General features: G+C 71.5%; 22 protein-coding genes. 3 read left to right on the top strand and 19 right to left on the bottom strand.

All coding sequences use genetic code 11. From position 1 onward, the window contains the following. Positions 1-144: 144 nt before the first annotated feature. The 10 genes from dapB to VFV67_RS30675 form a co-directional block, all read right to left on the bottom strand. Positions 145-915, bottom strand: a complete 771-nt coding sequence (dapB, locus tag VFV67_RS30720; protein WP_326474182.1) for a 4-hydroxy-tetrahydrodipicolinate reductase — start codon at positions 913-915, stop codon at positions 145-147. Then, the gene (locus VFV67_RS30715) at positions 912-2,249 is read right to left on the bottom strand and encodes a pitrilysin family protein (RefSeq protein ID WP_326474181.1); all 1,338 of its coding nucleotides are present in this window, start codon (positions 2,247-2,249) and stop codon (positions 912-914) included. Before VFV67_RS30715 ends, dapB begins: the two co-directional genes overlap by 4 nt. Next, positions 2,246-4,474 carry a polyribonucleotide nucleotidyltransferase gene (locus VFV67_RS30710; RefSeq protein ID WP_326474180.1) on the bottom strand — a complete coding sequence of 743 codons (2,229 nt, stop codon included), beginning with the start codon at positions 4,472-4,474 and terminating at the stop codon, positions 2,246-2,248. The genes VFV67_RS30715 and VFV67_RS30710 overlap by 4 nt, the downstream gene beginning before the upstream one ends. Before the next feature lie 199 nt (positions 4,475-4,673). Then, positions 4,674-4,943 (bottom strand): 30S ribosomal protein S15, encoded by a 270-nt coding sequence (gene rpsO / locus VFV67_RS30705; RefSeq protein WP_326474179.1) that lies wholly within the window; start codon positions 4,941-4,943, stop codon positions 4,674-4,676. 130 nt (positions 4,944-5,073) lie between these two features. Then, a complete protein-coding gene (gene thpR, locus VFV67_RS30700) occupies positions 5,074-5,616 on the bottom strand; it encodes an RNA 2',3'-cyclic phosphodiesterase (protein WP_326474178.1) in 543 nt (180 codons plus the stop codon). A gap of 27 nt (positions 5,617-5,643) precedes the next feature. Next, a complete protein-coding gene (locus VFV67_RS30695; protein ID WP_326474177.1) occupies positions 5,644-6,123 on the bottom strand; it encodes a helix-turn-helix transcriptional regulator in 480 nt (159 codons plus the stop codon). A gap of 106 nt (positions 6,124-6,229) precedes the next feature. After that, positions 6,230-7,216, bottom strand: a complete 987-nt coding sequence (locus VFV67_RS30690; RefSeq protein ID WP_326474176.1) for a bifunctional riboflavin kinase/FAD synthetase — start codon at positions 7,214-7,216, stop codon at positions 6,230-6,232. A 15-nt stretch (positions 7,217-7,231) separates the two neighbouring features. Further along, positions 7,232-8,092, bottom strand: coding sequence for a tRNA pseudouridine(55) synthase TruB (gene truB / locus VFV67_RS30685; RefSeq protein ID WP_414636379.1), 861 nt, complete (start codon positions 8,090-8,092; stop codon positions 7,232-7,234). 66 nt (positions 8,093-8,158) lie between these two features. Beyond that, entirely contained in the window at positions 8,159-9,463 is a 1,305-nt protein-coding gene (locus VFV67_RS30680; protein ID WP_326474174.1) for an MFS transporter, read from the bottom strand. Positions 9,464-9,553: 90 nt separating this feature from the next. Next, entirely contained in the window at positions 9,554-10,873 is a 1,320-nt protein-coding gene (locus VFV67_RS30675; RefSeq protein WP_326474173.1) for an MATE family efflux transporter, read from the bottom strand. A 70-nt stretch (positions 10,874-10,943) separates the two neighbouring features. On the opposite strand from VFV67_RS30675, the gene VFV67_RS30670 reads away from it, so the two are divergent. Then, on the top strand, positions 10,944-11,465 hold the full coding sequence (locus VFV67_RS30670; RefSeq protein ID WP_326474172.1) for a CGNR zinc finger domain-containing protein: 522 nt from the start codon (positions 10,944-10,946) through the stop codon (positions 11,463-11,465). Between the two features lie 50 nt (positions 11,466-11,515). Here VFV67_RS30670 and VFV67_RS30665 read toward each other — a convergent pair whose 3' ends face one another. The 3 genes from VFV67_RS30665 to VFV67_RS30655 all read right to left on the bottom strand — a co-directional run bounded on the left by VFV67_RS30665 (position 11,516) and on the right by VFV67_RS30655 (position 14,169). Further along, positions 11,516-11,884 (bottom strand): YciI family protein, encoded by a 369-nt coding sequence (locus tag VFV67_RS30665; protein WP_326474171.1) that lies wholly within the window; start codon positions 11,882-11,884, stop codon positions 11,516-11,518. Between the two features lie 91 nt (positions 11,885-11,975). Continuing rightward, positions 11,976-13,598, bottom strand: a complete 1,623-nt coding sequence (locus tag VFV67_RS30660; protein WP_326474170.1) for a tannase/feruloyl esterase family alpha/beta hydrolase — start codon at positions 13,596-13,598, stop codon at positions 11,976-11,978. 73 nt (positions 13,599-13,671) lie between these two features. Next, the gene (locus VFV67_RS30655; RefSeq protein WP_326474169.1) at positions 13,672-14,169 is read right to left on the bottom strand and encodes a GNAT family N-acetyltransferase; all 498 of its coding nucleotides are present in this window, start codon (positions 14,167-14,169) and stop codon (positions 13,672-13,674) included. A gap of 58 nt (positions 14,170-14,227) precedes the next feature. Here VFV67_RS30655 and VFV67_RS30650 point away from each other — a divergent pair, with 58 nt between their 5' ends. Further along, complete coding sequence (locus VFV67_RS30650) at positions 14,228-14,686, top strand: helix-turn-helix domain-containing protein (RefSeq protein ID WP_326474261.1); 459 nt, start codon at positions 14,228-14,230, stop codon at positions 14,684-14,686. Positions 14,687-14,695: 9 nt separating this feature from the next. On the opposite strand, the gene VFV67_RS30645 is transcribed toward VFV67_RS30650, so the two are convergent. The 4 genes from VFV67_RS30645 to VFV67_RS30630 all read right to left on the bottom strand — a co-directional run bounded on the left by VFV67_RS30645 (position 14,696) and on the right by VFV67_RS30630 (position 18,622). Further along, entirely contained in the window at positions 14,696-15,568 is an 873-nt protein-coding gene (locus VFV67_RS30645) for a sugar isomerase (RefSeq protein WP_326474168.1), read from the bottom strand. A 4-nt stretch (positions 15,569-15,572) separates the two neighbouring features. Continuing rightward, on the bottom strand, positions 15,573-16,691 hold the full coding sequence (locus VFV67_RS30640; protein ID WP_326474167.1) for a sn-glycerol-3-phosphate ABC transporter ATP-binding protein UgpC: 1,119 nt from the start codon (positions 16,689-16,691) through the stop codon (positions 15,573-15,575). A 92-nt stretch (positions 16,692-16,783) separates the two neighbouring features. Then, positions 16,784-17,773: a DHH family phosphoesterase gene (locus VFV67_RS30635; RefSeq protein ID WP_326474166.1), complete on the bottom strand. Its 990-nt coding sequence runs from the start codon at positions 17,771-17,773 to the stop codon at positions 16,784-16,786. Between the two features lie 96 nt (positions 17,774-17,869). After that, a complete protein-coding gene (locus VFV67_RS30630; RefSeq protein ID WP_326474165.1) occupies positions 17,870-18,622 on the bottom strand; it encodes an alpha/beta hydrolase in 753 nt (250 codons plus the stop codon). A 252-nt stretch (positions 18,623-18,874) separates the two neighbouring features. On the opposite strand from VFV67_RS30630, the gene VFV67_RS30625 reads away from it, so the two are divergent. Then, entirely contained in the window at positions 18,875-19,441 is a 567-nt protein-coding gene (locus tag VFV67_RS30625) for a Uma2 family endonuclease (RefSeq protein ID WP_326474164.1), read from the top strand. Positions 19,442-19,477: 36 nt separating this feature from the next. Here the strand turns inward: VFV67_RS30625 and rbfA are convergent, their stop codons facing one another. Both rbfA and VFV67_RS30615 read right to left on the bottom strand, forming a co-directional pair. Next, complete coding sequence (gene rbfA / locus VFV67_RS30620) at positions 19,478-19,927, bottom strand: 30S ribosome-binding factor RbfA (RefSeq protein ID WP_326474163.1); 450 nt, start codon at positions 19,925-19,927, stop codon at positions 19,478-19,480. An 11-nt stretch (positions 19,928-19,938) separates the two neighbouring features. Continuing rightward, entirely contained in the window at positions 19,939-20,235 is a 297-nt protein-coding gene (locus tag VFV67_RS30615; RefSeq protein WP_326474162.1) for a DUF503 domain-containing protein, read from the bottom strand. Positions 20,236-20,310: the final 75 nt, after the last annotated feature.

Below are 20,310 nucleotides of genomic sequence, written 5' to 3'. Positions count from 1 at the left end.
GCCCGACACATCGCAACGTTCCAGAATGGCGTTACCACCGGCACGGCCGAACCGCCGACTCGCGTTGCCGGCACCGGAGACTCGGTTGCCGCAACCAGCGATTCAATTGCCGGAATCGGCGACTCGCCGGCTTCGCGGGCGAGTTCAGAGGTCGAGGAGGTTTTCCAGGCCGACGATGAGGCCGGTGCGGGTGAGGATGGAGCGGACGCCGAGGAGCACGCCGGGCATGAAGCCTTTTCGGTCGAAGGAGTCGTGCCGGATGGTGAGGGTCTCGCCGTCGCCGCCGAACAGGATCTCCTGGTGGGCGACAAGCCCGGGCAGGCGAACGGAGTGCACGTGGACCTCGCCGAGGGTGGCGCCGCGAGCGCCGTCCACTTCGGAGGTGGTGGCGTCGGGGCCGGGGGCGAGGCCGGCGTCGGCGCGGGCGGCGCTGATCAGGCGGGCGGTGTGGGTGGCGGTGCCGGAGGGGGCGTCCACCTTGCGGTTGTGGTGCAGCTCGATGATCTCGACGGAGGCGTAGTAGCGGGCGGCCAGCGCGGCGAAGCGCATGGACAACACCGCGCCGAGCGCGAAGTTGGGGGCGACGAGGACGCCGAGGGCGGGTTTGGGTTCCAGCCAGCTCCGCACCGTGTCGAGCTTGGCGACGTCGAAGCCCGACGTGCCGACCACGCACCGGATGTCGTGGTCGACGCAGAACCGGATGTTGTCCAGCACCACGTCGGGATGGGTGAAGTCGACGACCACCTCGGCCCCGGCGTCGGCGATGTCGAACATCCAGTCGCCGGTGTCCACCATGGCGACGATCTCCATGTCCGGCGCGGCCTCGACGGCCCGGCACACCTCGGCTCCCATCCGGCCGCGCGCGCCGAGCACGCCGACCCGGATCGGGTTGTCTTCCGTCCTGGCAACCGTCATCGATCGATCACCTCGCGCACCTCGGCCGGAACATCGTCGGCGTGAGCGTAGGGCCCGACCACCGCGGCGGCGACGGGACGCGCCAGCAACTCGCCGGCAAGCGCACCGACCTGCTCCGGCGTCACGGCGGCGATCCGCTCCAGCGTCTCGGACACCGACATGTACCGGCCGTAGGCCAGCTCGGCCTTGCCGATCCGGGACATCCGCGAGCTGGTGTCCTCCAGCCCCAGCACCAGATTGCCGCGCAGCTGACCCTTGGCCCGGTCCACCTCGCCCACGCTGACCCCGCCGGACGCCATGCCGGCCAGCACCTCGCGCACCACCCGGGCCACGTCGCCGAGCCGATCGGGCTGGCATCCGGTGTAGACCGACAGATGCCCGGTGTCCGCATAGGAGGCCACCGACGAGTACACCTGGTAGGCCAGCCCGCGCCGCTCCCGCACCTCCTGGAACAGCCGTGAGCTCATCCCACCGCCAAGCACGGTGTTGAGCACGCCGAGCACCCAGCGGCGTTCGTCGTGCCGGTCCGGCGCGCGCACCCCGAACATCATGTGCGCCTGCTCGGTGTCGTCGGTGTGCACGATCAGCTTGCTGGCCACGGGAATCCGGGTCCGCCCGGCCCGCGGCGCCACCGGGGAACCGTTGCCGGACAACCGGTCCCGCAGTGCCTTGCGGACCAGCCGGAGCACCTCGCCGTGGCTGAGGTTGCCGGCCGCGGCCAGCACCATGGCCGGCGCGGTGTACCGGCGGCGGTAGAAGCCGTTGAGCGCCGTGCGGCTCATCGCGGCGATCGACTCCTCGGTGCCCAGCACCGGCCGGCCGAGCGGATGGTCGCCGAGCAGCGCCGCGCAGAACGTGTCGTGCAGCAGGTCCTCGGGGTCGTCGTCGCGCATGGCGATCTCCTCGAGCACCACGCCCCGCTCGGTCTCCACATCGGACTCGGCGAGCAACGCGTCGAACACCACGTCGCACACCAGGTCCACGGCCAGCGGCAGATCCTCGTCGAGGACGTGCGCGTAGTAGCAGGTGTGCTCCTTGGCGGTGAACGCGTTCAGCTCACCGCCGACCGCGTCGATCTCCTCGGCGATCCCGGCCGCCGTGCGCCGCCTGGTTCCCTTGAACAGCAGGTGTTCCAGGTAGTGCGCGGCGCCGGCGACCGCCGGCTTCTCGTCTCGCGAGCCGACCCCGACCCAGATCCCCAGCGACGCCGAGCGCACGCCGGGGACCTGCTCGGTGATCACCCGTAACCCGCCGGGGAGCACGGTGCGCTTGACCACACAGCCGTCGGCCGTGCGCTCCAGGATCCGCGTGCTCCCCTTGCCGTTCGCCGTCACTGGTTGGACGGCTGCTCGGCCTCGGCCGGCTTGGCGGCCTCCTCGTCCTTCACCGGCACCAGGCTGATCTTGCCGCGCTGGTCGATGTCGGCGATCTCCACCCGGAGCTTGTCGCCCACCTTGACCACGTCCTCGACCTTGCCGATGCGCTTTCCGTTGCCCAGCTTGGAGATGTGCACCAGACCGTCCTTGCCGGGCAGCAGCGAGACGAACGCGCCGAACGCGGCGGTCTTGACCACCGTGCCGAGGAACCGTTCGCCGACCTTGGGCAGCTGCGGGTTGGCGATCGCGTTGATCCGCTGGATGGCCGCCTCCGCCGACGGGCCGTCCGCGGCGCCGACGTAGATCGTGCCGTCGTCCTCGATCGAGATGTCCGCGCCGGTCTCCTCGGTGATCGAGTTGATCATCTTGCCCTTGGGCCCGATCACCTCGCCGATCTTGTCGACCGGGATCTTCACGCTGGTCACCCGCGGCGCGTACGGGCTCATCTCGTCCGGCTTGTCGATCGCCTCGGCCAGCACCTCGAGGATGGTCAGCCGGGCGTCCCGGGCCTGGGACAGCGCCTGGGCCAGCACCTCGGACGGGATGCCGTCCAGCTTGGTGTCCAGCTGCAGCGCGGTGACGAAGTCCTTGGTGCCGGCCACCTTGAAGTCCATGTCGCCGAACGCGTCCTCGGCACCCAGGATGTCGGTCAGGGCCACGTACCGGGTCTGGCCGTCCACCTCGTCGGACACCAGGCCCATCGCGATGCCGGCCACCGGCGCCTTGAGCGGCACGCCGGCATTGAGCAACGCCAGGGTGGACGCGCACACCGAGCCCATCGACGTGGAACCGTTGGAGCTCAACGCCTCGGACACCTGCCGGATCGCGTAGGGGAACTCGTCGCGCTTGGGCAGCACCGGGACCAGGGCCCGCTCGGCCAGCGCGCCGTGCCCGATCTCGCGCCGTTTGGGCGAACCGACCCGGCCGGTCTCACCGGTGGAGTAGGGCGGGAAGTTGTAGTGGTGCAGGTAGCGCTTGTGCGTCTCGGGCGACAGCGAGTCGATCTGCTGCTCCATGCGCAGCATGTTCAGCGTGGTGACACCCATGATCTGGGTCTCGCCGCGCTCGAACAGCGCCGAGCCGTGCGCCCGGGGCACCACCGCGACCTCGGCGGCGAGCTGCCGGATGTCGGTGATGCCGCGGCCGTCGATGCGCACCTTGTCCCGCAGGATGCGCTGCCGGACCAGCTTCTTGTTCACCGACCGGAACGCGGCGCCGATCTCCTTCTCCCGGCCCTCGAACGCCTCGTTGCCGGCCAGCCGCTCGAGCACGCTCTCCTTGAGTCCGTCGAGCCGGGCCTCGCGCTCCTGCTTGCCGGCGATGGTCAGCGCCGTGGCCAGGTCACCGGCCACCGCCTGCTCCACCGCCTGGTACACGTCGTCCTGGTAGGGCGGGTACAGCGGGAACTCGCCGGTCTCCTTGGCCGCCTTGTCGGCCAGCTCCTGCTGCGCCTGACAGAGCGCCCGGATGAACGGCTTGGCGGCCTCAAGCCCGGACGCCACGATCTCTTCGGTCGGCGCCTGGGCACCGCTCCCGATCAACTCGATGACGTTCTCGGTGGCCTCGGCCTCGACCATCATGATCGCCACGTCGTTACCGACGACCCGGCCGGCGACCACCATGTCGAAGACCGCGGTCTCGAGCTGCTGATGGGTCGGGAAGCCCACCCACTGCCCGTTGATCAGGGCCACCCGCACGCCACCGACCGGGCCGGAGAACGGCAGGCCGGCCAGCTGCGTCGAGGCGGACGCCGCGTTGATCGCAACCACGTCGTACAGGTCGGCCGGGTTCAGGCTCATCACCGTCACCACGACCTGGATCTCGTTGCGCAGCCCGTCCACGAAGGACGGCCGCAGTGGACGGTCGATCAGCCGGCAGGCCAGCACCGCGTCGGTGGACGGCCGGCCCTCACGGCGGAAGAACGCGCCGGGAATGCGGCCCACCGAGTACATCCGCTCCTCGACGTCCACGGTGAGCGGGAAGAAGTCGAAGTGCTCCTTGGGCTGCCTGGACGCCGTTGTGGCGGACAGCAGCATGGTGTCGTCGTCGAGATAGGCGACGACGCTGCCGGCGGCCTGGCGAGCCAGTCTGCCGGTCTCGAACCGGACGGTGCGCTTGCCGTGGCTGCCGTTGTCGATCACGGCGACGGTCTCGTGCACTCCAGGTTCACTGAAGTCGGTCAAGGCATTACTCCTCGTCATGTTCGGGCACTGCGCCGGGGCGCGGCCCGAGGACGAGGCCGGTCTTCGATCGAAGCTCTCGGGGGAATCCACCCGGGAACCACTACCGAGGACCGGCGAGAGGGTCCTCCACGCGGCGCGCGTGCCCTGGATTGGTTGTGGCGAGGGGAGTGGCCGGTCGGCCACTCCCCTCTTAGCTTTGTTAGCGGCGCAGTCCCAGTCGCTGGATCAGCGACCGGTAGCGCTCGATATCCACCTTGGTCAGGTAGTTGAGCAGCCGGCGGCGGCGGCCGACCAGCAGCAGCAGACCCCGGCGGGAGTGGTGATCGTGCTTGTGCACCTTCAGGTGCTCGGTGAGGTCGCTGATGCGCTTGGTCAGCATCGCCACCTGAGCCTCCGGCGAACCGGTGTCGGTCGCGTGCAGCCCGTACTCGCCGAGAATGTTCTTCTTCTGCTCAGTGGACAGCGCCACTCGTCTTCGCTCCTCTTATAGCTGTACCGTGTGCGATCCCGCCTGGTTGCCAGGGGGAGTCGGCTCGGCCGCCACGGACTGCAGCCGGGCCCAACCGACAACGTTACCAGGTGGTACCGCGCGACCGCGTTCAGGACACGGTGAGCGGGATCCGCTCGACCGCCGAGTAGACCGGACCGTCCGGCCGGGTCTGGCTGGAGAACAGCACCAGCTCGGCGGGAACCCACCACGGGCCGAGATAGTCGCCGAGCGCCAGGGTGGCCCGCTCGGCCAGCGGGTTGCGCTGCGGACCGCGCCGCCACCGGGCCACGGTCATGTGCGGCCGGTAGTCCTCCTCGGTCCCCTCCTCCGGCCGGGCCGCGGCGGCGACGGCGAACAACGCGCGCTCGGCGGCCCGGTTCGCCGGATCCACCCCGATCCACAGCACGCCGGGGAAACCGCCGGCCGAGGCCAGCCGGATCCGCGGAGCCAGCAGGCCCGCGGCCCGCCTGCGCAGCCACGCCCCGCGCCGGTCGGCGTGCTCCCGGTTGCCGTAGAAGCCGAGCGTGATGTGCCAGCTGCCGGCCGCCACCCAGCGCAGCGCCTCTGCCTCGGCGCGCACCTTGTCCAGCCGGGTCCGGAGATCCTCGGCCACGTAGTCGGGCAGCTCGACTGCCGAGAAGAGTCGAGGCACGGCGCAGTTCCTCCAGGCGAGGAGCAGTCAGTACGGCCGACCGGCCCTGCGGAGTAACTCGGCAAGATCGGGAAACTTGCCGTTGAGCAGGTCCGCCGCGGCGGTCAGGTCTCCAGGATCGGCCACGCGGCGCAGTGCGGCGACCGCGACCCGATCCGTGCGGCCCACGTCGACCGGGAGGTTGTCCCTGGTCACAGAAGGTTTTGAGGCCCGAACCTCGTCCAGCGCCCGCTGCAGCGCTTCCCGCTTGCCGGCGGCGACGTCGGGCGTGAGCACCTTGCGCTCGAGCATGATCAGCCGGGCGAGCACGGCCGGGTTGCCGATCTTGGCTCGCCGGCCGCTCATCACCTGGCTCAGCATGGGCGCGCTGATGCCGAGCACCTCGGCGAGGTTGGCCTGGGAGACGTCGAAGGCGACCACCAGCCGGCGAACCCGATCACCCAGGGGTTCGCCGTACCACTCGCGCTGCAGCGCGAGGTTGCGCTGGACGATCTTGTGGTCCTCCACGTTCGCCTCTCCCCTGGAACGCCCTCATCCGCAGTTCATCGCATCTTGCCAGCCCGCGGCAACGGTCGGGGGAAATTCGGACACACGCCGGCATAAGCCTGGTCCGTTACCCCGAACGGCCGCCAGGCGTTCCGCCGCGCGGGTCGAGCAGCTCACGGGTCCGCGCGACATCCCGGTGCATCTGTTCGACGAGGGCCTCGCTGGACGCGAACCGCTCCATGTCACGCAGCCGCTCGACGAAGTCGACGGCCACCCGCTGGCCGTAGTAGTCGGCCTCGACGTCCAGCACGAACGCCTCGACCCGGCGCTCGCGTCCGGAGAAGGTGGGGTTGGTGCCGACCGAGACCGCGGCCGGCAGCGGCGCCCCGCCGGCGGTGTTGAGCAGCGAGAACCGGCAGGCGTAGACGCCGTCGGCGGGCACCGCGGCGTACCGCGGGGTGGACAGGTTGGCGGTCGGGAAGCCCAGCTCGTGGCCCCGGCGGTCGCCGCGGACCACGATGCCCTCCAGCCGGTGCGGCCGGCCGAGCGCGGCGCCGGCCGCGGTGACGTCCCCGGCGTCGATGCAGGCCCGGATGTAGGTGGACGAGAAGGTGATCTCGTCGCCCGGCGCGCTGTTCGGCACCGTGATCAGCTTGGCCCCCTCGGTGACGAAGCCGAACCGGTGGCCGAGTTGGGCGAGCAGGTCGACGTTGCCGAGCGCGCGGTGGCCGAAGGCGAAGTTCTCCCCGACCACGACCGCCGCCACGTGCAGCTTCTCGATCAGGATCTCGTGTACGAACTCGTCGGCGGGCATCTTGGACAGCTCGGGGGTGAACGGCAGTACGCAGAACACGTCGATGCCGAGCCGCTCGACCAACTCGGCCTTGCGACGCAGGGTGGTCAACTGGGCCGGATGGCTGCCCGGCCGGACGACCTCGGACGGGTGTGGATCAAAGGTGAGCAGCACGCTGGGCAGGCCACGCTCGCCCGCCATCGAGACCGCCCGGTGGATCAGCTCCTGGTGCCCGAGATGCACGCCGTCGAACACCCCGATGGTCAACACGCAGCGGCCCCAGCCCCCCGGCAGGCTGTCGAGTCCACGCCATCGCTGCACACCCGAAGCCTACGGTCACCCGGCCGGGGAGAGCACGACCAGGGGCCGGGCCACCGGGCCCTCGTCCACCACGAGCGCGATGGCGTGACCGTCCGGGTCGAACACCCCGTAGGTGCCGGTGATCCCGCCGGCCGGCAGCCGCTGCCCGTGCGCGAGAGCGAGCGCCGGCTCGCGGTCGACGTCGCGGCGCGGGAAGGCGGCGGCCACGGCGGCGTCCAGGTCCAGCGACAGCACCGGCTCGGCGGCGAGTGCGTCCAGGGTGCGGGCGAGCGTCAGGCCGAACGGGCCGACCATGGTCCGGCGCAGGGCGGTCAGGTGCCCGCCGACGCCGAGGCCGGCGCCGAGATCCCGGGCCAGCGCCCGCACGTAGGTGCCGGACGAGCACTCGACCAGCACGTCCAGGTCGATGGCGGCCGGCTGGCGGCGCGTCTCCAGCAGGTCGAACCGGTCCACCTCGACGGTGCGGGCCGGGATCTCCACCTGCTCACCGGCCCGGACCCGGGCGTAGGCCCGCTTGCCGTCGATCTTGACCGCGCTGACCGCGCTCGGCACCTGCTCGATCGAGCCGGTGAGCGCGGTGATGCCGGCCCGAATGTCCTGGTCCGCAACGGATTCCACGGAGTCCACAGTGGACAGGAACTCGCCCTCGGCGTCGTCGGTGGTGGTCGCGGCGCCGAGCCGGATGGTGGCCAGGTACGCCTTGCGGTCCAGCGCGAGATGACCGAGCAGCTTGGTGGCCCGCTCGATGCCGAGCACCAGCACGCCGGTGGCCATCGGGTCGAGCGTGCCGGCGTGGCCGACCTTGCGGGTACCCATGATCCGCCGGACCCGGGCGACCACGTCGTGCGAGGTCATCCCGCCCGGTTTGTCGATCACGATCAGACCTGGCTGCACGGGCCGATATCTTGCCCGACCGGCCCGATGCGCCGCGCGCAAGCTCACTCAGGCCGCGGCGGCGGTCACGTCCCAGCGCCGGCGCTGGCGCAACCGGACCGGCACGTCCTCGCCGCGCTCCTGCGCCGCGAACACCGCCGCCCGTGCCCGGCGCCACCACACGGCGGTCCGCCAGAAGCCGAGCACCTGGAGCCCGACCACGGACAGCAGCGCGATCCCGAACGAGCCGGTGAGGTCGAGCAGCAGCCCCACCGCGAGCGCCGATGCGGTGATCGCGACGAACCCGCCGACGTTCACCACGCCGCTTGCCGTGCCCACCCGGTGCAGCGGGTTGTAGTCGCGGGCCAGCGCGAAGGAGATGCTCGACGCCGGGCCGCCGACCGACAGCCAACCGAACGCGACGACCAGCACGACCACCGGCACCCGCTCCCCCGGCCAGCCAAGCAGCACCAGCCAGGTGAGCAGGGTGCTGGCCAGGTAGCCGACCACGAACGGCATCCGCCAGTCGGGCCTGCGGCTGATCACCACGCCGATCAGTGGGCCGCCGACCAGCAGCCCGAGCACCAGCATGCTCAGCACCGACCCGGCCGCTCCGGTGGACAGGCCCTGCTCGACGAGGTACGGAAAGCCCCACAGCAGCCCGAGCACGCCGGGCGCGGCCATGGTGGCGAAGTGCACCCAGAACCCCAACCGGGTGCCGGGCACCCGCCAGGACCGGCCGACGTCGGCGAGCACCGCGCGCAGGGACAGGGCCGGCCGCACCGGCGGCACGACCGTCCCGGCCGGAACGTCCCGCAGCCGCAGCGCGACCACGGCGGCGTAGGCCACGGTGACGGCACCGGCCACGGCGAAGGTGATCGTCCAGCCGATCCCGCCGAGCAGCAGGGCGAGCGGCACCGTGGCGATCAGGTTGCCCACCCCGCCGAGCGTTCCGGTCAGCGCGGTCAGCGCGGCGTAGCGCCGGGCCGGGAAGTGGGCGGCCACCAGGCGAAGCACGCTCACGAACGTCATCGCGTCGCCGACCCCGAGCACGGCCCGGGCCAGCAGGCCGAGCGGGTAGGAGGCGGCGAGGGCGAACAGCAGCTGGCCGGTTCCCATGAGGACGGCGGCAGCGGTGAGCACGCGGCGCGGCCCGAAGTGGTCGACCAGGAGACCGGTCGGAACCTGCATCAGCGCGTAGAGACCGATCTGCAGCACGGTGAACGCGCCGAGCGCCGTCGGTCCGACGCCGAACCGGTCGGCGGCGTCCAGGCTCGCCACGCCGAGGGAGGTCCGGTGGAACACCGCGGCGACGTAGACCATGACCGCCATCGACCAGATCACGAACGCCCGACGTGGGGTGGCGGAAGGCAAAGCCGCGGACCTTTCCCTCGTTCCTGGATCTTCCACCCGTTATAACGGCAGCTCAGACGCTATCGTTAGCAAGGCTAAGCGTGTGCTGGGTCACCCGAGCACGGCGCCGGGCACCGCCCACCGGCCGGACCGCAGCCGGGCCAGCACGGCGACCAGCCGGACCACGAGGAACACGGTCAGCCCGGTCCAGATTCCGGCCAGGCCCCAGCCGAACGCCAGCGACGCCAGGACCACCGGCAGAAAGCCGAACCCGGCGGCGACCAGCGTCGAGTCGCGCATGAACGCGGCGTCCCCGGCCCCGAGCAGTACTCCGTCCAAAGCGAACACGACCCCGCCGATCGGTTGCAGGGCAACGAAGAACCACCACGCGTTCGGGATCTCGGCGAGCACCGAGGGGTCCGAGGTGAACACCGCGGGCAGTACCCCGGCCAGCAGCGCGAACACGATGCCGGTGCCGACGCCGAAGATCAGGCCGTAGCGGGTGAGCCGGTAGGCCAGCCGCTGCGCGCCCGGCCCGTCGTCGGCGCCGAGCGCGGCCCCGATCAGCGACTGGGCGGCGATCGCCACGGCGTCCAGCAGCAGTGCCACGAACACCCACAGCTGCAACACGATCTGGTGCGCGCCGACCGTCGCCGCCGAGATGTGCGCCGCGACCGCGGTGGCCGTGATGTAGCAGACCTGGAAGGCCAGGGTACGCAGCATGAGGTCGCGGCCGACGCCGAGTTGGGCGCGCATCAGCGCGGACACCGGGCGCAGCGGCACCCGCTCGACCATCAGGGCGCGCAGGAACAACCCCGCCGAGATCAGCTGGGCGACCACGTTGGCCACCGCGGACCCGGTGAGACCGAGACCGGCCGGGTAGACCAGCAGCGGGCACAGCACGGCGGAGATCCCGTTGCCGGCCAGCACATAGCGCAGCGGCCGGGCGGTGTCCTGCACACCGCGCATCCAGCCGTTGCCGGCCATGGTGATCAGGATGAACGGGACGCCGAGCAGCGCGATCCGCAGCCAGCCCACCACGGCGTCGGCCACCTCGCCGGGACCGGCCAGCAGCCGGGCGACCGGGCCGGCGAACAGCTGCCCGGCGATGATCAGCAGCAGCCCGGCGATCAGCGCGAGCCAACTGGCCTGCACGCCCTCGGCCACCGCGTCGGCCCGCCGCCCGGCGCCGTGCAGCCGGGCCGAGCGGGCGGTGGTGCCGTAGGAGAAGAAGGTCAGCGTGCTGGAGACCTGGGCGAGCACCGTGCCGCCGACCGCCAGCGCGGCCAGCGGGACCACCCCGAGGTGTCCGACCACGGCGGTGTCCACCAGCACGTAGAGCGGCTCGGCGGCGAGCACGACCAGCGCGGGCAGGGCCAGGCGGGTGACCTGGCGCAGCGGCCCGGTGACCGGCACCGTGTCCTGCCGCATGTCTCCTCCGGTAAGGTGCTCTTATCCATTACGCCCCTGACGCGCCCGAGCCTAATCGTAAGGACCGCTCATGGACAATGCCAGTTACCTCGATGTCGCCCTCCGGATGGCGAACGCCACGTTGGACGACGTCGGGTCGGCGCAGGCGGCGCTGCACGACGAGCCCTGGTGGGCCGACCGGGTCACCGACACCGATCTGCGGATGCTGCGCCGGGTCGCGGCCGGGCTGCGCGCGGTGCTGGCCGCGGCGGTGGCCGGCGACCGGGACGGCGTGCTGCGCGAGACCAACGCGCTGCTGGCCGCGCACCCGCTGCGCCCCCGGCTGTCCGCCGGCCACGACGAGTCCGAGCCGCACTGGCACGTGCACGTGGCCGATCCCGCCGAGTCGCCGGCCACCGAGGTCGCCGCGGCCGCGTCCTGGGGCATCGCGTCCGGCATCGTGCGCCACGGCCTGAGCCGCTGGGGGCATTGCGCCGCCGACGGCTGCGCCAACTTCTACCTGGACACCTCGACCAACCAGGCCAAGCGGTTCTGCTCGGCCCGGTGCGCCAACCGGGTGCACGTCGCGGCGTTCCGCTCGCGCCAGCGATGACACGCGGGCGCCCCGGAGAGGTTCCGGGGCGCCCGCGTGTCCGGTCGTGATCAGCCGGGGAAGTCACCCGGCCCGAAGACCTGGCGCAGCTCGCTCTCGCCTTCCCAACCGGGCCAGTTCTCCTTGTGCAGCTCCATGAACCGCCGGGTCCACTCCAGCGCCTCGTCCTTGGTCTTCACCTCGTACACCGCGTAGCCGCCGATGATCTCCTTGGCCTCGCTGAACGGCCCGTCGGTCACCGTGACCTTCCCGCCGGCGAGCCGGACCCGGGCACCCAGCGCGGTCGGGGCCAGCCCGCCGCTCTCGACCAACACCCCGGCCCTCGCGGCCTCCTCGCCGAACGTGGCGATCGCGTCCATCAGCGCCTGCGGCGGCGGCTCGGAGGTCTCGGGGGCCTTCACCATCGCCATGAACCGCATCGTCTTCTCCTTCTCGGTCGAGCGACTTTCTCGCTTCTGCCTATGCGTCGATCGGACCGGGACCCGGCTCGACACACCGGTCCGACTTTCTTCAGCGGGCCACCGGACCGGGAAGGTTGTGCAGATAGCTGCCGGCCCAGTCGATCACGTCGTGCGCCGGGGAGACCAACGGGGGCGCGGGCACGAAGTTGGCGGCGTCGTCCACGCTGCCGGTGCCGTCGTAGGCGGCCCGGGCGGGATACGGGAACACCGGCCGGGTTCGGGTCACCGCGCCGCTCTGCGGATCGCGTCCCGCGGCCAGCACCCGTTCCGGTGCGGTGCCGCGCTCCACCCAGGAGACCAGCTCGGCGAACGGGCTGAACTCGGTCAGGCCGTACCCGCCGGTGAGGCAGTGGTACATCGTCGGCACCAGGAACAGCCGGGCGAACCGCTGCGTCTCCCGCAGCCCGCCGTTGCGGGCCGACAGCCGCGCGTAGTAGTCCACCGTGCCGACCGCCGGGATCGACTGGTCGTCCCAGCCGTGCCAGAGGATCAGCTTGCCGCCGGCCCGCCGGAACGCCGACAGGTCCAGGCTCATCGCGTTGCCCTTGACCCCCTCCCGGGTCAGGCCGTTCAGCCCGGCCACGGTGAACGGGAACTCGGCCAGCGAGGAGTGCGGCGTCCCGATCGGGTAGCCGACGTGGCGCAGGTAGTTGTCCGGCAGCGGGGCCAGGAACGCCAACCCTTCCCAGGCCAGCTCGGAGCCGCGCGACTCCCAGCCCGGGTAGAGCCGCCGGCCCCGGTCGTCCACCGGTCCCGCGTAGAGCGTCCGGGCGGTGGCCACCTGGGCGGCGGTCAGGCAGTCCGGGCCGGCACCGGCCGGGCACTGGATCCGGGCCGGGTCGAACCGGCAGGCCCGCGGGTCCTCGATCGCCCCGTCGGCGAGCCCGTCCAACCGGTCGCAGGCGGCGACGACGGCGTTGTGCAGCACCCGCAGCTTGTCCGGGCTGAACACCGGCGCCCCGGTGCCGTCCGCCAGCGTGCGGGACAGCCACGTGAAGTACACGCCGAACAGCGGTCCCATGGCGTGCGCCGTGGCCCCGGCGATGATCCCGTCGAAGTCGTGCGGGTAGCGCTGGGCCAGCAGCAGCCCCTCCCGCCCGCCGGTCGAGCAGCCGTCGAAGTAGGCGTGCCGCGGCGCCGCTCCGTAGAACGCCGCGATGATCCGCTTGGCCGCGAGCGACACCACGTGCGGTGCCCGGAAGAAGTAGTCGTCCCGGGCGGCCTGGTTGTTCGCCGCCCAGATGCCGTCGGTGATCTGGACGAACGGGTTGTCCCCCCGCCCGGTGTGCCCGTCGTCGGTGGCCGCGACCGCCACGTCGCCGCCGTGCGGCACGCACTCGGGGAACGGCTCGCCGAAGTAGGCCCCGCACAGGCCGCCGCAGCCGAGCTGCAGGTAACGCCCGGTGTAGGTGTCCAACGGCAGCTTGAGCCGGAACCCGACCGCCGGTTCGACGTGGCCGGTTACCAGACAGTGCCGGGGCTCGCCGGTCGCCTCGCGTACCTCGGCGGCGGTGACGTGGGTCGGTGCGTTCGGGACCGCGTAGTCGCGGACCAGTTCGGCGCAGCCGCGCACCGGGTGGATGGTCGGGTCGGCGCCGGCCGTGCCCGTACCGGCGGTCAGGCCGGCCAGGACGATCACCAGCGCGCCGAGCGCGGTAAGCGTACGTCGCATGTCGTTCTCCCAGTTCGTGTCAGGCTCTACCGATGCGTCGAACGGGGACCCCTCGGATCGACATGCTCTCCGCTCAGGCAGCGGGACTGGCGGCGACCATCGCGGGGTGCAGCGGGGCGTAGCCGGTCAGCGTGTTGCCGTCCCGCTCGAAGACGGTGTCCGGCAGCCGGCGGCGGATCCAATCCAGGACGAGGTCGTTCTCGCACAGCACGTCGAGCTGGAGCCGGTCGGCCCCGGCTGCCGCGGCCTGCTCGACCAGGGTGCGGATCAGCCGGGAGGCCAGACCCCGGTTGCGGTACTCCTCGGCGACCACCACGCCCAGCTCGACGGCGCCTGCGGAGTTGGTGGCCGCCATCGCGTGCCCGACCACCTCGGCGCCACGGACGGCCAGCACGACGTGCTGTCGCGGCCGCACCGCGATCAGCTCCCGGACCAGGCTCGGCGAGACCGAGCCGAGGCCGGTGAAGAAGCGTTGGTACTGCGTCGAGGTCGATAAACCGGCAAGGAAGGCGTGCACCGCCGCCGTGTCCGCCTCGGTGGGCCGGCGGATGCCAACCTGGGTTTGATTCACGCACTCAGACTGGCGGACGATTGCTGGGTCTGTCAACTAGACTTAGCATGAAGATGTGATGAAACAACTCGCGCCGCGTTACCTCCCGGTTGACTGTTCGATCGCCCGCTCGGTGGAGCTGCTCGGCGAGCGGTGGACCATCCTGGTGCTGCGCGAGGCGTTCAGCGGCGTCCGGCGGTTCGACGACATCCAGGCCAACACCGGCGCCCCCCGCCAGGTGCTCAGCGCCCGGCTGGCCCACCTGGTGGACAACGGCATCCTGCGCCGGGAGCCGTACCAGGAGCCCGGCCAACGGCAGCGGCACGAGTACCGCCTGACCCGCAAGGGCCTCGACCTCTACCCCGTGCTGGTCGGCCTGCTCCAGTGGGGCGACAAGTACCTGGCTGACGAGGCCGGTCCGTCCGTGGTGCTCGACCACCGGGACTGCGGTGCCGAGGTGCACGTGAGCATGGTCTGCGCGCACGGCCACCAGGTGCCCAGCGCCCGCGAGGTCACTCCCCGCCGCAGTCTCGACTGAGGCGCTTTCTCAGGTTCCTCGGTTGCCCTGCTCGAGCAGCACGGAACGGGTCAGGTGGCGCGGGTGGTCGGGATCGAGGCCGCGCTCGACCGCCAGCGACTCGGCGAGGCGGTGCACCCGGACCAGGTCGGCCAGCGGGTCCTCGGGTGAGGTCGTCACCTCGGCGCCGGTCGCCCGGATCTGGTCGACCAGGCCGGCCGGCGGCACACCGAAGATCCACACCAGCCGGCCGGGCGCGGCCACCGCGATCGGGCCGTGCCGGTACTCCATCGCCGGGTACGACTCGGTCCAGAACCCGGCCGCCTCGCGCAGCTTGAGCGCCGCCTCGTGGGCCAGGCCGACCGTCCAGCCGGTGCCGAGGAACGTGATCTGCTCGGCCGCCGGCAGCGGCGCGGCCAGGGCCCGGCGCGCGGCGTCCGGCAGCGCCGCCGTGTCCTCGCCCAGGTGCGCGCGCAACAGCACCAGCGCCGTGGTGGCGAACCGGGTCTGCACCACCGAGGCTTCGTCGGCGAACTCGCAGGCGATCACCGCGCCGGCCACCCGGGCGATCGGCGCGGCCGGGTCGGCCGTGATCGCCACGCTGGGCGACCCGACCCGGGACAGCAGGTCGAGCACCTCGGTCGTGGTGCCGGACCGGGACAGCGCGACCACCCGGTCGTAGCGCCGGCCGGCCGGAAACTCCGACGCCGGCCAGGCGTCGGTCTCGCCGAGCCCGGCCCGTTCCCGCAGCGCGATGTAGGCCATCGCCATGTAGTAGGACGTGCCGCACCCGATCACCGCGACCCGCTCCCCCGGACGCGGCAGATCCGGCGATGCGGCCAGCGCGGCGGCGCGCCGCCAGCATTCGGGTTGGGTGGCGATCTCCTGGCTGAGGTGGCTCACCCGGTCAGTCGGGCAGGCGGTCGCCGGTCTCGGCGTCGAACAGGTGCACCGCGCCGGGCTGGGGCACGAGCCCGATCTTCTCGCCGCGCTGCCAGTGCGACATGCCGGCGGCCCGCACCGTGATCGCGTGCGGGGCCTCCTGCTGGTCGGTGCTCTCGTCGGCGGAGATGACCTCGGTGGCGTTGGCCGTGCAGTAAAGGAACTGGTCGCTGCCCAGCTCCTCGACCACCTCGACGGTCACGGCGACGCCCTCGCCGGCCGAGCGGATGTCCCAGCCCTCGGGCCGGATGCCGACCACGACGCTGTCGGTGGTCAGCGCGGACCGCTGGGCCGGGGTCAGCTCGATGATCTGACCGCCGATCTCGGCCACCTCACCGGCGACCTTGGCCGGGATCAGGTTCATGGCGGGGGAACCGATGAAGCCGGCGACGAACAGGTTGCGGGGCTTGCCGAACAGGCCGATCGGGGTGTCGCACTGCTGCAGGATGCCGTCCTTGAGCACGGCCACCCGGTCGCCCATGGTCATGGCCTCGACCTGGTCGTGCGTGACGTAGATCGTGGTGACGCCCAGCCGACGCTGCAGCGAGGCGATCTGGGTGCGGGTCTGCACGCGCAGCTTGGCGTCGAGGTTGGACAGCGGCTCGTCCATGCAGAACACCTGCGGGCGGCGCACGATCGCCCGGCCCATGGCGACCCGCTGGCGCTGGCCACCGGACAGCTTGGCCGGCTTGCGCTCCAGGTAGGGCTCCAGGTCGAGCAGGGCGGCGGCCTCCTTCACGCGCTCCATGCGCTCGGCCTTCGGCACCTTCTTGATCTTGAGGTGGAAGCCGATGTTGTCGGCGACGGTCATGTGCGGGTACAGCGCGTAGTTCTGGAACACCATCGCGATGTCGCGGTCCTTGGGCGGCAGGTTGGTCACGTCCCGCTCACCGATCCGCACGCTGCCGGAGTCGACACCCTCGAGGCCGGCGAGCATACGCAGCGTCGTCGACTTGCCACAGCCCGACGGTCCGACCAGGACGAGGAACTCCCCGTCCGCGACTTCGAGGTCGAGGTTGTCAACGGCCGGCTTGTCGTTGCCGGAGTAGAAGCGGGTCGCGCCCTCGAAGGTCACGGTCGCCATGGTCTAGTCCTCCTCGTTGGGGCTGACCGGGAGAGAGATCCGGCAAGCAATGCACAATTTAGAACACATCCCTGAGTAACACCACGATCGGTTCAGATAAGGACCGGCTGGGCAAGCGCGGCCCGCAGTGCGGCCAGGATCTCCTCGGCGGTGCCCCCGGCCGTGAACCCGGCGGCCAGCCGGTGCCCGCCCCCGCCGAGCGCCACGGCGGCGGCGCACACGTCGACCCGCCGGGCCGCCCGCAGCGATCCCGACCACCGCCCCGGCGCCACCTCCTTGAGCACGACCGCGACCTCGGCCTCGATGGTGGTGCGCAGGATGTCCACCACGCTCTCCACCTCCTCGACGCCCACCCCGGCCATGTCGGCCAACCGCACCTCGGTGTGCACCAGGCCGAGGCCGGCCACCGCGTCCGGTTCGAGCTGGGCGCGGCCGAGCACCGCGGAGAGCATCCGGCTCCAGGCGAACGGGTGGCTGCCGGCCAGCTGTCTGGTCAACGCGTCGGCGTCCACCCCGGCCTCGAGCAGCCGCGCCGCCAGCCGGTGTGTGTCCGGCGTCGCGCGGCGGAACATGCTCGTGTCCATCACCAGCCCGGCGTACAGGCACCGGGCGATCCGCTCGTCCAGCTCCACCCCGAGCTCGTCGAGCAGCCGGGCCACCAGCACCACCGTCGCCTCGGCCCGCTCGTCGACCAGATGATGCGTCCCGAACCGGGTGTTCGACGCGTGATGATCGATCACCAGCACGGCTCCCCCACAGGCGATCGTCGCCGCCACCCGGTCGGCCAGCCGCCCCAGCCGCCCGGCACTGCCCGCGTCCACCGCCACCAACAGCTGCACCGCCCGCGGCACCGCGCCGGCCGGCACCACCAAACCGTCCGAATCCAACCCCCGCAACGATCGCGGCACCTCCCCCGGCGCGCCGAAGGACACCCGCACCGCGACCCCTCGCCGGCGCAGCGCCGTGCCCAACGCGAGCGCACTGCCCAACGCGTCCGCGTCCGGGTTCACATGGGCCAGGATCGTGACGTCCGTAGCCCGCCGCAACAACTCGGCCGCACCCAACAGATCATCCGAACCCACCCGCCCAATATCGCACCCCGACCGCCCCGCCGCTGGTCATCACGGCTGCTTTCCCCGCGAGTCCCCGTTTCCGGCAACAGAGTTTCCGGTTCGGGCTCAGACCGCGGGGGCGGCGGCGCCGATGAACCGGAGGACTTCGGGGAGGATGCGGCGCCAGTAGGGCTCGGTGTGGTCGCCCGCGGTGATCGCGGAGATGCGGGGATGGGCGCGCTCGACCAGGCGGCGGGACTGGGCGATGAACGGGTCGCTGGTGCCGCACCAGACCCCGAGCTGGGTCGCGGCGCCGAGCTCGTCTATGTGGCGCAACGGTTCCGTGGCCTCCCACGCGGCCTCGCTGGCGAAGGCGTTGCGTTTGCGGGCTTCGGTCCAGTTGTCGAACAGGGCGGAGCTGATCGCGGCGACCGCGGCCAGGCCGGGGTTGCGGGCGTAGTTGAGGGCGCCGTAGCCGCCCATCGAGATTCCCATGGCGGCGAACGGGATCGGTTCGAAGCCGCGGTTGGACAGCCAGATGGGCAGGTCCTGCAACAGCATCTTCTGCGGGTCGTCGGACGGTTGTCTGGCAACCCAGTAGCTGTCGCCGCCGTCGACGGAGACCACCGCGAACGGGCGGGTTCCGGTGGTGCTGGTCGCGAGGTTGAGCGCGTCCGGAACGCCGAGGTCGAGGAAGGTCTTGGCGTTGGCGCTGCGGCCGTGCAGCGCCAGGCACACCGGCAGCTTGCCGATCACGCCCGCTGGGCGGATCGTGACCAGCTCGACCTGGGCCGACCGGGCCGTCGACTGCACCCACTCGGTGGAGATCGGCTCCGGTGCGATGGTCGGCGTGCTCAGCGATTCCGCGGTCAACTGCACCGGACCGTCGCCGGCTCCCCCCGCCGCCTGCTTCGAACACCCTGGGGCGGCTGCGATCCCCGCCGCACCGAGGCCACCGACCAGGAAACCCCGCCGCGAGAACCGTCTCGCCGAACCTGTCACCCGTCATCACCACCGGCACTCGCCGAAAGGTCACGGAGAGGTTACCGAAGCCCGCCGCCGCGCGGACCCAGACACCCGAATTCGAGATATGCAACACTGTCCGTGATCCCATAAGAGGAGGTGAGAGGCGTGACAAGTGCACTCGAGCACCCCATCGGCCCCACAACGGTCGACCAGTGGTTAAGGCTCGACCCCCCACCCGACGGATCCCGCCTCGAACTCCTCTACGGACATCTCCACGTGATCCCACCACCCACCGGTGAGCACCAGTACGCCACCGTGAAGCTGCTCGCGCTGCTCGAGAAGGCGATCAGCGCCGCCGGCCGCACCGACCTCTACCAGGTGCCCGCCGTCGGGCTCGAGATCAGCACCCCCTGGCGAACGGGCGTCATTCCGGATGTCGTGGTGCTGTGCGGCAAGCCCATCGGCGCAAGCTTCGAGGCCGAACAGGTGGCCCTGATCGTCGAGATCTGGTCGCCGGGCAACCGCCGGGCCGATCGCGAGGACAAGAAATCCGCCTACGCCGCCGCCGGGGTGCCCTGCTTCTGGGAGATCGAAAACGGCCGAATCTCCGCGCACTACCTGGAGAACGGGCGATACGTACGGGAAGTATGGGCCACACCGGGCAACCCGGTGACCATCCGCCGCGCCGCACCGGTGCCGGTCACATTCGACCCGGCCGACCTGGTCCTGTGAGGTAGGGGGCGCCAGCTCTCGAAAAGGGCGGCCCCGTCAGTCTTCGGTGGGTTCCTCGCGCGGTGGCTTGTAGGGGTCCGGGTCGCCGGCTGGTTGGGCGCCGTTGGCCAGGCGGGCCACTTCGGCGTCGGCGGCTTTGGCGCGGGCCAGGAGGTCGTCGATGTGGCGGGCGTCGTCCGGCACGGTGTCGGCGACGAACGACAGGGTGGGGGTGAACCGGACGCCGGTGGCCTGGCCGACCATGGTGCGCAGCACGCCCTTGGCGCTGTCCAGTGCGGCGGCGGCGCCTGCGGTGTCGGGGGCGGTGTCCAGCTTGTCGCCGAGCACGGTGTAGTAGACGGTGGCGTCCCGAAGATCCGCGGTCACCCGGGCGTCGGTGATCGTCACCCGGGCCAGGCGCGGATCCTTCACCTCGTGCTCGAGTGCGGACGCGACGATCTGCCCGATGCGCTTGGCAAGCTTGCGGGCACGGGGTGCGTCAGGCACGGCGGCTTCTCCTATTCGTCATCCGGGCCGAGCAGCCGGCGCCGGGCGGACAGCAGGTCCAGCTCCGGGCGCCCGGCCACCAGGCGCTCACAGGCGTCCAGCAGATCGCGCACGTGTTTCGCGTCCGGGGCGACCGCGGCCACCCCGATCAAAGCGCGCCGGTGCAGGTCGAGATGGCCGGCCTCGGCCGCGCTCACCTCGAACCTGCGGCGCAGCTCGGCGATCACCGGGCGAACCGCGGATCGCTTCTCCTTCAACGAGCGGACGTCACCGAGCAGCACGTCCAACTCGAGGGCACCGACGAACAACGGGCATCACTCCAGGCCGTCAGGCGCAATGCCACATTCACCGGCTAGGAGCGCGGGAATGTGACATTGCGCCGT

This window comes from Actinophytocola sp. (genome assembly GCF_035762905.1).
Taxonomy (GTDB): Bacteria; Actinomycetota; Actinomycetes; order Mycobacteriales; family Pseudonocardiaceae; genus DASYTH01.
This window is presented reverse-complemented; position numbering and strand designations above follow the sequence as displayed.

Excerpts from the sequence above, each read along its gene's own strand:
- dapB (WP_326474182.1), bottom strand. The coding sequence starts at position 915 with ATGACGGTTGCCAGGACGGAAGACAACCCGATCCGGGTCGGCGTGCTC.
- VFV67_RS30675 (WP_326474173.1), bottom strand. The coding sequence starts at position 10,873 with ATGCGGCAGGACACGGTGCCGGTCACCGGGCCGCTGCGCCAGGTCACC.
- VFV67_RS30670 (WP_326474172.1), top strand. The coding sequence starts at position 10,944 with ATGGACAATGCCAGTTACCTCGATGTCGCCCTCCGGATGGCGAACGCC.
- VFV67_RS30665 (WP_326474171.1), bottom strand. The coding sequence starts at position 11,884 with ATGCGGTTCATGGCGATGGTGAAGGCCCCCGAGACCTCCGAGCCGCCG.
- VFV67_RS30660 (WP_326474170.1), bottom strand. The coding sequence starts at position 13,598 with ATGCGACGTACGCTTACCGCGCTCGGCGCGCTGGTGATCGTCCTGGCC.
- VFV67_RS30650 (WP_326474261.1), top strand. The coding sequence starts at position 14,228 with ATGAAACAACTCGCGCCGCGTTACCTCCCGGTTGACTGTTCGATCGCC.
- VFV67_RS30640 (WP_326474167.1), bottom strand. The coding sequence starts at position 16,691 with ATGGCGACCGTGACCTTCGAGGGCGCGACCCGCTTCTACTCCGGCAAC.